The sequence below is a fragment of the Pantoea sp. CFCC18177 genome (genome assembly GCF_059412425.1).
The window spans coordinates 23,804-35,615 of record NZ_JBNBPL010000003.1 but is presented as its reverse complement, the minus strand read 5'-3'; the positions used below and the strand labels follow the sequence as shown (position 1 = coordinate 35,615).

Annotated in this window: 11 protein-coding genes; 3 read left to right on the top strand and 8 right to left on the bottom strand. The window is 54.0% G+C overall.

The features are described 5' to 3' along the window. Positions 1 to 83 precede the first annotated feature (83 nt). Positions 84 to 917, top strand: coding sequence for a Sir2 family NAD+-dependent deacetylase (cobB, locus tag ACPUC8_RS04245; RefSeq protein ID WP_039330656.1), 834 nt, complete (start codon positions 84 to 86; stop codon positions 915 to 917). A gap of 118 nt (positions 918 to 1,035) precedes the next feature. Continuing rightward, positions 1,036 to 2,265 carry a peptidase T gene (pepT, locus tag ACPUC8_RS04240; RefSeq protein ID WP_039330654.1) on the top strand — a complete coding sequence of 410 codons (1,230 nt, stop codon included), beginning with the start codon at positions 1,036 to 1,038 and terminating at the stop codon, positions 2,263 to 2,265. Positions 2,266 to 2,540: 275 nt separating this feature from the next. Here the strand turns inward: pepT and ACPUC8_RS04235 are convergent, their stop codons facing one another. From ACPUC8_RS04235 to rluE, 8 genes are all read right to left on the bottom strand, one after another. Continuing rightward, positions 2,541 to 3,662, bottom strand: coding sequence for a ribosomal protein uL16 3-hydroxylase (locus ACPUC8_RS04235; RefSeq protein WP_039330653.1), 1,122 nt, complete (start codon positions 3,660 to 3,662; stop codon positions 2,541 to 2,543). 57 nt (positions 3,663 to 3,719) lie between these two features. Beyond that, entirely contained in the window at positions 3,720 to 5,180 is a 1,461-nt protein-coding gene (phoQ, locus tag ACPUC8_RS04230; protein ID WP_039330651.1) for a two-component system sensor histidine kinase PhoQ, read from the bottom strand. Between the two features lie 3 nt (positions 5,181 to 5,183). Beyond that, positions 5,184 to 5,852 (bottom strand): two-component system response regulator PhoP, encoded by a 669-nt coding sequence (phoP, locus tag ACPUC8_RS04225; RefSeq protein ID WP_494925626.1) that lies wholly within the window; start codon positions 5,850 to 5,852, stop codon positions 5,184 to 5,186. A gap of 145 nt (positions 5,853 to 5,997) precedes the next feature. Then, a complete protein-coding gene (purB, locus tag ACPUC8_RS04220; RefSeq protein ID WP_494925625.1) occupies positions 5,998 to 7,368 on the bottom strand; it encodes an adenylosuccinate lyase in 1,371 nt (456 codons plus the stop codon). Between the two features lie 44 nt (positions 7,369 to 7,412). Further along, the gene (gene hflD / locus ACPUC8_RS04215; protein WP_494925624.1) at positions 7,413 to 8,054 is read right to left on the bottom strand and encodes a high frequency lysogenization protein HflD; all 642 of its coding nucleotides are present in this window, start codon (positions 8,052 to 8,054) and stop codon (positions 7,413 to 7,415) included. Between the two features lie 35 nt (positions 8,055 to 8,089). After that, positions 8,090 to 9,202: a tRNA 2-thiouridine(34) synthase MnmA gene (gene mnmA, locus ACPUC8_RS04210; RefSeq protein WP_494925623.1), complete on the bottom strand. Its 1,113-nt coding sequence runs from the start codon at positions 9,200 to 9,202 to the stop codon at positions 8,090 to 8,092. Between the two features lie 42 nt (positions 9,203 to 9,244). Further along, the gene (locus tag ACPUC8_RS04205) at positions 9,245 to 9,718 is read right to left on the bottom strand and encodes an NUDIX domain-containing protein (RefSeq protein ID WP_494925622.1); all 474 of its coding nucleotides are present in this window, start codon (positions 9,716 to 9,718) and stop codon (positions 9,245 to 9,247) included. A gap of 44 nt (positions 9,719 to 9,762) precedes the next feature. Next, positions 9,763 to 10,401 carry a 23S rRNA pseudouridine(2457) synthase RluE gene (rluE, locus tag ACPUC8_RS04200; RefSeq protein WP_494925621.1) on the bottom strand — a complete coding sequence of 213 codons (639 nt, stop codon included), beginning with the start codon at positions 10,399 to 10,401 and terminating at the stop codon, positions 9,763 to 9,765. Between the two features lie 131 nt (positions 10,402 to 10,532). On the opposite strand from rluE, the gene icd reads away from it, so the two are divergent. Continuing rightward, entirely contained in the window at positions 10,533 to 11,783 is a 1,251-nt protein-coding gene (gene icd, locus ACPUC8_RS04195; RefSeq protein ID WP_039330638.1) for an NADP-dependent isocitrate dehydrogenase, read from the top strand. Positions 11,784 to 11,812 lie beyond the last annotated feature (29 nt).

The window sequence follows — 11,812 nt, the reverse complement described above, 5'->3', positions numbered from 1 at the left end:
GCGTAGCCGCTATTATCGGGAACCATTAACCCGAACAAAACACCCGACGTGCAGCGTTAACCGCCGCAGATTAAGGAGCCTTTATGCGCATACCGCGCCGACGCCTACGACTCGCCCGCGACAAGAAAAACCGCCGCAAAGTGCATCAGCGCTTTCGCCAGCGCATCTTTGAACGCGATCGCAAAGCTGAACTGGCTGCGCATCCGCAACCGCGCGTGGTGGTGCTGACGGGAGCGGGCATCTCCGCCGAATCCGGGATTCGCACATTCCGTGCCGCTGACGGACTCTGGGAAGAGCATCGGGTGGAAGATGTGGCAACACCCGAAGGGTTTCATCGCGATCCGGCCTTGGTGCAAGGGTTTTACAATTCGCGCCGCCGTCAATTGCAGCTGCCAGAGATCCAGCCGAATGCCGCTCACAAAGCGCTGGCAGAGATGGAGCAGGTGCTAGGTGATAACTTCCTGCTGGTGACGCAAAACATCGATAACCTGCACGAGCGTGCGGGCAGCCAACGCGTGCTGCATATGCATGGCGAGCTACTAAAAGTGCGCTGTGAGAGCAGCGGTCAGGTGTTGGACTGGACTGAAGATGTCACGCCAGACGATCGCTGCACCTGTTGCCAGTTTCCGGCGAGGCTGCGCCCACATGTGGTGTGGTTTGGTGAAATGCCATTGGGCATGGAAGAGATTTATCAGGCAATAGAGAAAGCGAATCTGTTTATCGCAATTGGCACCTCTGGCCATGTCTATCCGGCGGCCGGTTTTGTGCATGAAGCAAAACTGCAAGGTGCTCACACCGTTGAACTCAATCTGGAACCGAGCCAGGTCGGCAATGAGTTCGCGGAAAGCCACTACGGCTTGGCCAGCGAAGTGGTGCCGGAGTTTGTGCATACCTTTTTACGCGGACTTTATAAGTAGGCTGTATCCGGTTAAGCAATTCGCGCTGAGAACGCTAACCTAAGGGATAATGATTTGACGCAACATGGCGGGCTTCAAGCGCCATGATAATAACGCAGGTTCTTTAGAGGGATGACAAATGGATCAATTACTTGAGCGTTTTCTCAGTTATGTGGCAGTAGAAACTCAGTCAAAACCGCAGGCGCGACAGGTACCCAGCAGTGAAGGGCAGTGGACGCTGGCGCGCCAGTTACAAGAAGAGCTGATTGCACTGGGATTCGTCGATGTCTCCCTGAGCGATCATTGTTGCGTGATGGGTACGTTGCCCGCCAATGTTGACTGGCCGACCCCGGTGATTGGTTTTATCTCGCATATGGATACCTCACCGGACTTTACCGCTAAAAACGTCAATCCGCAGATTATCGAAAATTACCGTGGTGGTGACATTGCGCTGGGCAATGGCGATGAGATTTTATCACCGGTGATGTTCCCCATCCTGCATAAGCTGATTGGTCATACGCTGATTACCACCGATGGCAAGACATTGCTTGGGGCGGATGACAAAGCCGGCATCGCTGAAATCATGACGGCCATGGCGCGTCTGGCGAAAGGGGATATTCCCCACGGCGCGATCCGCGTGGCGTTCACCCCCGATGAAGAAATTGGACGCGGAACCTCGCATTTTGATGTGGAAGGTTTTGCCGCCGATTGGGCCTACACCGTGGATGGCAGTGACCTCGGTGAATTTGAGTTTGAAAACTTCAATGCCGCCACCGTGATGGTGAAAATCACCGGCAACAATGTGCATCCCGGCAGCGCGAAAAACGTGATGGTCAACTCTCTGGACCTGGCGATGCGTTTCCATGCGGAATTGCCTGCCAAAGAAAAACCGCAGTTCACCGATGGCTACGAAGGCTTCTTCCACCTGCACACCATTAAGGGAACGGTGGAACACGCTGAGTTGATGTATCTGATCCGTGATTTTGACGCCGACAGCTATGAGCAGCGCAAAAAAATGATGGAAGAGATCGGGCAACGTATCAGCAAAGGTTTGCCGAATGAGTGCGGCGTGAAAGTGGAAATCAGCGACAGCTATCGCAACATGCGCGAGAAGGTGGAACCGCATCCGCAAATTATTGAGCTGGCACTGCAGGCGATTCGTGATTGCGGCATCGAACCAGTGGTGAAGCCGATTCGCGGAGGAACCGATGGTTCAGCACTGTCATGGAAAGGACTGCCGTGCCCGAATCTGTTCACTGGCGGATATAACTATCACGGTAAACACGAGTTCGCATCATTGAATGTGATGTCGCAAGCAGTAGACGTGATTGTGCGCTTGTCGGCGCTGGCAGCAGAAAAGAAAGAGTAGTAAATAGGCCTGCACCGCAGTAACGCTTGTCCTTTAAGCCCTTGGCGGACGCCATGGATGGCGCAACACGGGTCACTTAAACGCTTTGTGGTCGCCATAAATGGCAACCCTACGACGAACGTGCGGGGTTTACGTAGTGTGCGCATTTGTGCGCACTTGGTCTTTCCTCAGCACGTTCTGTAGCGGCGCAATTTATTGCGCATTCAACAGCAGTGCCGTTGCCAAAATGCACGATGAATCGCGCCGCTACAATCAGTGCCATGGCAAGCTATCTATTACTCACCAAAAAACCAATACCCGCTATTCACCAGCGCGGCAAGCTGCGCCAGCAGAGAAGGATCATCCAGCGCATCGCCAAAATCTTCCAGCGTCAGCACCTGATTATGCGCCAGTGCAGCCAGCACTTCAGGATGGCTGCATGCCACGCGTTCGCCATTCACAAACACGCCATCGCCGAGGGTCAGCACGCGCAGCCCACCGAGACGCGTCAGCGCATCGCCTTGCTGCAACGCATCATAAATCTCGTCAGGTTGGTACGGCGGTTCAGGTGGCGCGATATCCAGCTCGTGGCGTGACTGGGAAATGAACTCACCAAACCACTGTTCAAACTGTTCCGGCTGATTGATCACATCCAGCATCACCTGGCGAATGCCCTCTACTTCGGAAGGCAGGATCTGCGACGGGCAATCACGTGAGGGCACATCCGGATCGCTGAAGCGATAGCTGCCTAACTCATGCGCCAACATAAAGTCGGCAAAACCACTGATCAATTCACGGCCGTTGGGCGCGCGGAAGCCAACCGAGTAGTTGATGGCATTTTCCAGCGAATACCCTTCATGCGGGAATCCTGGCGGAATATAAAGAATATCGCCGGGTTCCATCTCTTCGTCGATGATGGCGTCGAAAGGCTCAACCTGCAGCAAATCGGGATGCGGACAGTGCTGTTTCATCGGCACTTTCTCGCCCACACGCCAGCGACGACGACCGGTGCCCTGAATGATAAACACATCATACTGATCGAAGTGGGGACCCACGCCACCGCCAGGTACGGCGAAGGAGATCATCAGATCGTCGATGCGCCAGTCAGGCAGAAAACGGAACGGGCGCATCAGCGCAGCAGAGGGTTCATGCCAGTGGTTGACGGCCTGAACCAGCAGAGACCAGTTACTTTCGCCTAAATGATCATAGCTTTCGAACGGACCGTGGCTGACCTGCCATTTGCCGTTGTGATGGCTGACAAGGCGACTATCCACCTCGTTTTCCATTGCCAGACCAGCAAGCTCATCAGGAGAAATAGGATCAATAAAGTTTTTAAAACCACGTTTGAGCACCACTGGGCGTTTTTGCCAGTAGCGCTGAATAAAGTCGGGCCAGTTGATGTCGAGCTGATAGTCCATACGAGTGTTCCGGTTGGGGCCATGAATGCAGGCAAGTATAACAGCCCACAGGCCTTTCTACTCGCGGTGATGTTCAACTTCCTGACGCTGGAAAATCACTTCCATGCGCGCACCGCCCAGTGGGCTGGTGGTGGCGATTACCTGGCCAGCGTACTGTTCGAGGATGTCACGCACCACTGCCAGGCCCAAGCCCTGTCCGGGGCGTAAGGTATCAGCGCGCTGACCACGTAAAAAGATTAGGTCGCGTTTGCTCTCAGGAATGCCGGGACCATCATCATCGATAAACAGATGCAGGGCTTTATCTGTTTGCCGTGCGCTAACCTCAATAAATTCGAGGCAGTATTTGCAGGCGTTATCCAATACGTTGCCGAGCACTTCCATAAAATCATTTTGGTCGCCGATAAAGGTCAGCTCTGGCGAGATATCCAGCGTGATGTCGACCCCTTTGCGCTGATAAACCTTGTTCAAGGCAGAGCACAGGCTATCGAGCAAGGCCGAAACTGAGTGCAGATCGCGTTGCAATGGGTTGTGGTCAGCCTGCATGCTGGCGCGATGCAGGTAATAACCGATTTGCTGAGAAATACGGCTGATTTGCTCCAGCATCACCGGTTCTGCCTGCTCTACGGTCAGCTCTTTACCGCTGCGCAGTGAGCGTAACGTACTTTGCAACACCGCCAGTGGTGTTTTCAGACTGTGGGTTAAATCCGACAGCGTGGTGCGATAGCGCGTGTAACGCTGACGCTCATTGGTCAGTAGCAGGTTGAGGTTACGCACCAGACTGCGTAACTCCTGCGGTGGATTATCATCAAGGTTTTCACGATGCCCGGTTTCGAGTTCACGGACTTGCGTCGTCAGATGGCCGATAGGACGCAAACTCCAGTGCGCAGCCAACCACAACAGTGGAATGACCAACAGCAGGTTGGCCGCCAGCACATAGCTAAACCATGACCACACCACATCAGAGTGCTGGAGTTCTTGCGGGATCGAATCCACCACCACAATGGTCAAAGCTGGCAGATTGGTGGTGGCATCGTAACGGTTCACCGCAACAGAGTGGGTGAAGGTGTCGTTGTTATCACTATCCAACTGCTGAAGCCGCTCTTTCACCTCGGAGTTGTTACCGATGGCCGCCAGACTGGTGCGATTGGTGGTGTCGATTTCATAGAAATCGGGCTTCAGCAGCCATTCACGACGGATATTGTTGCGGATGTCGGGCACGTCGCGCTGTTGCCACAGCAATTTACCGTGCTCATCGTAGATAAACACCAGCGTCGGGAAGTTCAGCGTCATGCGCTCGGGTTGCGCGATGGTGAGCTTATTGTTCTGCCATTGTGCGAGGGTAAAGAACAGGTTGCTCTCACCACGCATCACGCGATAAGTGTTTTTATCAAAGCTCACCACATAACCGACCACCGCCACCATGCCGTAGGAAAGCGACAGAAACAGGACGATGGCGGCTGTTGCCAGCAAAAAGCGAGCACGTAAAGAGAAGGGGCGTTGACGGCGTAACCAATTCATAAATCAGAGATCAAATCGATAGCCCTGGCCGCGCACGGTGTTAATCACTTCGGTCGGGTGGAGCGCGAGAATTTTTTTGCGTAGACGTCCCATCAAGACATCAATGGTGTGACTTTCACGCAGTTCGGCATCGGGATAGAGTTGCAGCATCAGCAAGTCTTTGCTGACCACTTTTCCGGCATTGCGGATCAGCGTTTCCACGATGGTGTATTCAAAAGCGGTCAGTTTGACCGGCTCATCATTTACCGTGACTTCACGGCGAGACAGGTCAACCTGGAACGGCGGCATGGAGATGATCTGCGAGGCGTGCCCGCTGTTACGACGCATCAATGCCTGCAGGCGAGCCGCGACTTCTTCAATATGGAAAGGCTTGGTGACATAGTCATCGGCACCGGCTTCCAGCGCTTCGACTTTGGCCTGCCAGCCTTCACGCGCGGTTAATACCAGAATCGGCTGACGGATGGCATCACCGCGCCAGCGGCGAATTAATGACATGCCATCTTCATCGGGCAGACCTAAATCGACCAGTGCAATGTCGGGAATGTGTTCCTGAAGGAAATAGTCGGCTTCTTTCGCATCTTCGGCGGCATCCACCTGATGGCCCATCTCACGTAACTGCACAGCGAGGTGATGGCGCAGCAGTGCATTATCTTCCACAACCAGAACACGCATAGTATTTCCTTACCTTCAAACTCAGTGATGATGGCAAGAGTATATGCGAAGCGAATTAAACAGCATAACAACGCTTGCCCGTCATGCGTCTGCAGTAGGGCAAGATTGTCACAGCAGGGGCGGCCAGATGACCGCCCGCAGAGGATTACTTCAGATCATCAACCATCTGGATAGCACGGCCGAGGTAATTGGCTGGTGTCATCTGCTTCAGACGCGCTTTTTCCTCTTCCGGCATCTCAAGACTGTCGATAAACGCCTGCATACCGGCGGCATCCACGCGCTTGCCACGCGTCAGCTCTTTCAACTTCTCGTAAGGCTTCTCAATTCCGTAGCGACGCATCACGGTCTGAATCGGCTCTGCCAGTACTTCCCAGTTATGATCCAGTTCATCTAACAGACGATCGCGGTTCACTTCCAGTTTAGAGATACCTTTCAGGGTGGCCTGATAGGCGATCAGTGAATAGCCTACGCCGACACCGAGGTTACGCAGCACGGTGGAGTCGGTGAGGTCACGCTGCCAGCGGGAAACAGGCAGTTTGCTGGCCAAGTGGTGCATCATCGCGTTGGCCAGACCGAGGTTGCCTTCAGAGTTCTCGAAGTCAATCGGGTTCACTTTGTGTGGCATGGTAGAAGAACCGATTTCACCGGCAATGGTTTTTTGCTTGAAGTGGTTCAGCGCAACGTAACCCCAGATATCACGGTCGAAGTCGATCAAAATGGTGTTGAAACGTGCGATGCAATCGAACAATTCAGCGATGTAATCGTGTGGCTCGATCTGCGTGGTGTACGGGTTCCAGGTGATACCCAGTGAGGTCACGAACTGCTCGCTCAGCTGGTGCCAGTCCACTTCCGGATAAGCGGCGATGTGGGCGTTATAGTTACCGACCGCGCCGTTGATTTTACCCAGCACTTCGATCTTACCTAACTGGCGCAGCTGGCGCTCCATGCGGTAAGCGACGTTAGCCATCTCTTTACCCATGGTTGACGGGGTGGCTGGCTGACCGTGCGTGCGAGACAGCAGCGGAATATCACGATACTCGTGCGCCAGACCTTTCACCGCATCGATGATTTTGTTCCAGAACGGCACGATAACATCGCGGCGTGCCGTTTCCAGCATCAGCGCATGCGACAGGTTATTGATGTCTTCGGAAGTACAAGCGAAGTGGATGAACTCGGAAACGGCGTGCAGCGCTGCGACACCGGCCACTTTCTCTTTCAGGAAATACTCAACCGCTTTCACGTCGTGGTTGGTGGTACGTTCAATGGTTTTGATTCGCGCAGCATCTTCTTCGCTGAAATTAGCGACAATCGCATCAAGGAAAGCGTTTGCGTCAGCATCAAATGCAGGAACTTCCTTGATCTCTGCGGTCGCGGCCAGTTTCTGTAACCAGCGAACTTCAACCTCAACGCGGAATTTCAGCAAACCGTATTCGCTGAAAATGGCGCGCAGTGGGCTGACTTTATCGCCGTAACGACCATCGACAGGTGAGACGGCGGTCAGAGAGGATAATTCCATCAGTGCAACTCCTGAATCGTTAACAATTAAGGGCAGGGCGGCGCTTAATACGCCGGGCCCAGCCGGGATAAAATGGTTTTGGCTTCACGCAGCAAGCGCTGACGTGAGAACATCAGCTGCAGGCGGCCACCGCCAACCTGCTGCCACAACACGGCAGCGCGAATACCGGCCAGCAGCGTGGCGCGGACTTTGCTCTGCACTTGCGAATTCTGTAAAACCTGTGGCGAACCTGTCACCTGGATACGCGGGCCTAATGGACTGATCACATCGACATAAATGCCTGCCATCGCGCTGGTGATGGTGTCTGACTCCAGTTCATAATGCGCCAACTGGCGATCGAGTTGACTAATACGCTGTGCCAGCGTGTTCAGCGCCGACTTGTTACTCTCCAGCTTGCGTTCCAGCACCATCATGCTCAGGGTGTAACGCGTCAGTTCAGCGCCCGCACCCTGACGACTGCCGCTATTCAGCACCGCCATCAGTGTTTCTAATCCCAAATGCAGATTGGCTTCATCGTTACTGAAGACGGCAAGCGTCGAACCGGGATTAAGATCCAACACACTGCGCAGGGACACATTCAGCGCGGCAGTGTTGCAGTTTCCTTGATGCGCTAATTGCTGCACCAAATGGGCGGCCTGGCAAACACCCGCTAACGCAAGCGTAATCTCATAATAGTTCTTAGCCACGCTTAACTCCTGTCATCGCGTCGGCAGCGCCGACCTTAGGCTTCTGCCAGTGGCAGGCGCTGTTCAATGATGCCGCCGCCGAGGCAAACATCACCCAGATAAAATACGGCCGATTGGCCTGGCGTGACGGCCGCAACCGGCTCGTCAAAACGCACTTCGATACGGTCTTCTGCCAGCGGAATAATCTGGCAAGGAATATCGGTCTGGCGATAGCGGGTTTTCACCGTGCAACGCAGCTGTGCGGTGATGGGCTGGCGATCAACCCAGTGCAGTTGCTGCGCAATCAAGCCAACAGACATCAGACGCGGATGATCGCCGCCTTGGGCGACCACCAGTCGGTTGCGCGCCACGTCTTTATCGACGACATACCAAGGATCATCATTGCTCTCTTTACGGCCACCGATGCCCAACCCTTTGCGCTGACCCAAGGTGTGATACATCAGGCCCTGGTGCTCACCGACAATTTCACCGTCAACGGTTTCGATTTCACCTGGCTGCGCGGGCAAATAACGACCAAGGAAGTCGCGGAATTTGCGCTCACCAATGAAACAGATACCGGTGGAGTCTTTTTTCTTCGCGGTGATTAAATCCAGTTCTTCAGCGATACGGCGAACTTCTGGCTTCTCCAGCTCGCCAACCGGGAACAGGCTTTGCGCGATCTGCTGGTGGCTCAGGGTGTAAAGGAAGTAGCTCTGATCTTTATTGCCGTCGAGGCCTCGCAGTAACTGGCTGGTGCCGTCGACATCGGCACGGCGCACGTAGTGCCCGGTGGCGATGAAGTCGGCACCGAGATCGTCTGCGGCAAATTCCAGGAAGGCTTTAAATTTGATCTCTTTGTTGCACAGAATATCAGGGTTCGGTGTACGGCCCGCTTTGTACTCTTCAAGGAAGTGCTCGAAGACGTTATCCCAGTACTCAGCCGCGAAGTTGATTTTGTGCAGTTTGATGCCGAGTTTGTCACACACGGCTTGTGCGTCAGCCAGATCATCTGCGGCGGTGCAATACTCCTCACCGTCGTCTTCCTCCCAGTTCTTCATGAACAGGCCTTCAACCTGATAGCCCTGCTGTTGCAGTAACCAGGCGGATACGGAAGAATCGACGCCGCCGGACATCCCGACGATCACTTTTTTCTGGCTGTTGTCAGACATGACGCACTCTATGATTACGATAAAAACAGGCGGCGCATTCTATCATGCAGAAGCCGGGCGCGCACCCTCGTGAAAAGGCCACTGGAACGGCGCGACCAGTTGCAGCGGATAACGCTCACCTTGTTGCCACAATCTGACGCTCTCGGCGACCAGCGGTGAACGCAGGCGATTAGCCGTGAGAATCTGCTCTGGCGGCAGCCACCAGCAGCAATCGATGTCACGATCCTGTGGGGAGGTCTCGCATTTTTCGGGCAAATCAAGGCCAAACAGGAAACGCACAAAAGGTGTATCGTCCGGGGCGATCCACTGTTGGACGCCGAGGAAATATTCCGGTTTCGCGTCTATGCCGGTTTCTTCAAACAGTTCGCGCTGGGCGGCTTCGATAATGGTTTCGTCTGCTTCCAGGTGTCCAGCGGGCTGGTTCCAGGTGATGCGGCCGTGGACGCGCTCCTCAACCACCAGTAACTCACCTTGTGCCTGCACAATACAGGCCACGGTTACATGAGGTTTAAACATCCTTCCTCCGAATTTGTTAACTAAAAGTTATTAAAAAATCCAGTTTAGACTGACGCCTCGACTTCGCGCCACGCGCCGCAGGCTAAGTCGCCCAAACTGTATCCACCCATCGCATAGCGAATCAGGCGCAGGGTCGGAAAGCCAATATGTGCGGTCATCCGACGCACCTGGCGGTTCCGGCCCTCATATAAAGTGATTTTTAACCAACAGGTTGGAATTGCTTTGCGCTCGCGGATCGGCGGTTGGCGCGGCCATAACCACGCTGGCTCATCCACCAACTCCACGCCAGCGGGCAGCGTGGGGCCATCATTCAAGGTCACGCCGCTGCGTAATGGGGATAAATCTGATTCCTGCGGTGCGCCTTCCACCTGCACGTAATAGATTTTCCCGGTGCGTTTGCCCGGTTGTGTCAACTGCGCCTGCAGCGCGCCGTCGTTGGTCAGGACCAGCAACCCTTCGCTGTCACGATCGAGTCGGCCTGCGGCATAGACGTCGCTAACGGGAATGAAATCCTTCAGCGTGCGGCGGCCCGCCTCATCGCTGAACTGCGGTAAGACATCGAAAGGTTTGTTAAAGAGTATGACGCGGCGCGGCCCTTTTGGGCGCGTGTCTCGGCGCACGGGCTTGCGTGCGGCGGTGTTTGGACGTTTATCCTGGTGAATTTGTTGAGAAGTTTTTCGCATGATCTTTGCAGTCGGAAACAATCGGCGCATTATAGCGCGAAACGACGGTGATTGGCGTAGCGTAAATATTCAAGTAGTATTGACCCGCATCTTACAAATCATTAACAAAAAATCGCTCGAAGGAGAGGTTGATGGAAAGCAAAGTAGTTGTTCCGGCGGAAGGTCAAAAAATCACCCTGGATCAGGGCAAACTGAACGTTCCGAATAACCCAGTCATTCCTTATATCGAAGGTGATGGCATCGGCGTTGATGTTTCCCCTGTCATGCTGAAAGTGGTTGATGCCGCTGTGAAGAAAGCCTACAACGGCGAGCGTAAAATTTCCTGGATGGAAATTTATACTGGTGAGAAATCAGTAGAACTTTACGGTCAGGACGTCTGGCTGCCGCAAGAAACCCTCGATTTAATTAAAGAATATCGCGTTGCCATCAAAGGCCCGCTGACAACCCCAGTCGGTGGCGGTATTCGTTCTCTGAACGTTGCGCTGCGTCAGGAGTTGGATCTGTACGTGTGTCTGCGCCCGGTTCGCTACTACACCGGTACGCCAAGCCCGGTTAAGCGTCCAGAAGATACCGATATGGTGATCTTCCGCGAAAACTCTGAAGATATCTACGCAGGTATCGAGTGGAAAGCGGGTACGCCAGAAGCGGATAAAGTGATCAAGTTCCTGCGCGAAGAGATGGGCGTGAAGAAAATTCGCTTCCCTGAGCAGTGTGGTATCGGCGTGAAGCCGTGCTCTGAAGAGGGCACTAAACGTCTGGTACGCGCAGCGGTTGAGTACACCATCACCAACGATCGTGATTCTCTGACCCTGGTCCACAAAGGCAACATCATGAAGTTCACCGAAGGCTCTTTCAAAGACTGGGGCTACCAGTTGGTGAAAGAGGAGTTCGGCGGCGAGCTGATCGATGGCGGCCCATGGATGAAGTTCAAGAACCCGAACACCGGTAAAGAGATCATCGTTAAAGACGTGATCGCGGATGCCTTCCTGCAGCAGATCCTGTTGCGTCCAGCAGAATACGACGTTATCGCCTGTATGAACCTGAACGGCGACTACATTTCTGATGCCCTGGCGGCACAGGTAGGCGGTATCGGTATCGCACCGGGCGCAAACATCGGTGACGAGTGCGCACTGTTCGAAGCAACCCACGGTACTGCGCCTAAGTACGCCGGTCAGGATAAAGTGAACCCAGGTTCGGTTATCCTGTCAGCTGAAATGATGCTGCGTCACCTGGAGTGGTTCGAAGCTGCAGACCTGATTGTTAAAGGCATGGAAGGCGCAATCGCCGCTAAGACCGTGACCTATGACTTCGAGCGTCTGATGGATGGCGCTAAACTGCTGAAATGTTCAGAGTTTGGTGACGCGATCATCGCTAATATGTAATTTGCCTTCAGGCAGAATGCATAACGGGA

What these genes read in the sequence shown, in the direction of transcription:
- mnmA (WP_494925623.1), bottom strand. Translation starts at nt 9,202, where the DNA reads ATGTCTGACAACAGCCAGAAAAAAGTGATCGTCGGGATGTCCGGCGGC.
- pepT (WP_039330654.1), top strand. Translation starts at nt 1,036, where the DNA reads ATGGATCAATTACTTGAGCGTTTTCTCAGTTATGTGGCAGTAGAAACT.
- purB (WP_494925625.1), bottom strand. Translation starts at nt 7,368, where the DNA reads ATGGAATTATCCTCTCTGACCGCCGTCTCACCTGTCGATGGTCGTTAC.
- rluE (WP_494925621.1), bottom strand. Translation starts at nt 10,401, where the DNA reads ATGCGAAAAACTTCTCAACAAATTCACCAGGATAAACGTCCAAACACC.
- cobB (WP_039330656.1), top strand. Translation starts at nt 84, where the DNA reads ATGCGCATACCGCGCCGACGCCTACGACTCGCCCGCGACAAGAAAAAC.
- icd (WP_039330638.1), top strand. Translation starts at nt 10,533, where the DNA reads ATGGAAAGCAAAGTAGTTGTTCCGGCGGAAGGTCAAAAAATCACCCTG.
- phoP (WP_494925626.1), bottom strand. Translation starts at nt 5,852, where the DNA reads ATGCGTGTTCTGGTTGTGGAAGATAATGCACTGCTGCGCCATCACCTC.
- phoQ (WP_039330651.1), bottom strand. Translation starts at nt 5,180, where the DNA reads ATGAATTGGTTACGCCGTCAACGCCCCTTCTCTTTACGTGCTCGCTTT.
- ACPUC8_RS04205 (WP_494925622.1), bottom strand. Translation starts at nt 9,718, where the DNA reads ATGTTTAAACCTCATGTAACCGTGGCCTGTATTGTGCAGGCACAAGGT.
- ACPUC8_RS04235 (WP_039330653.1), bottom strand. Translation starts at nt 3,662, where the DNA reads ATGGACTATCAGCTCGACATCAACTGGCCCGACTTTATTCAGCGCTAC.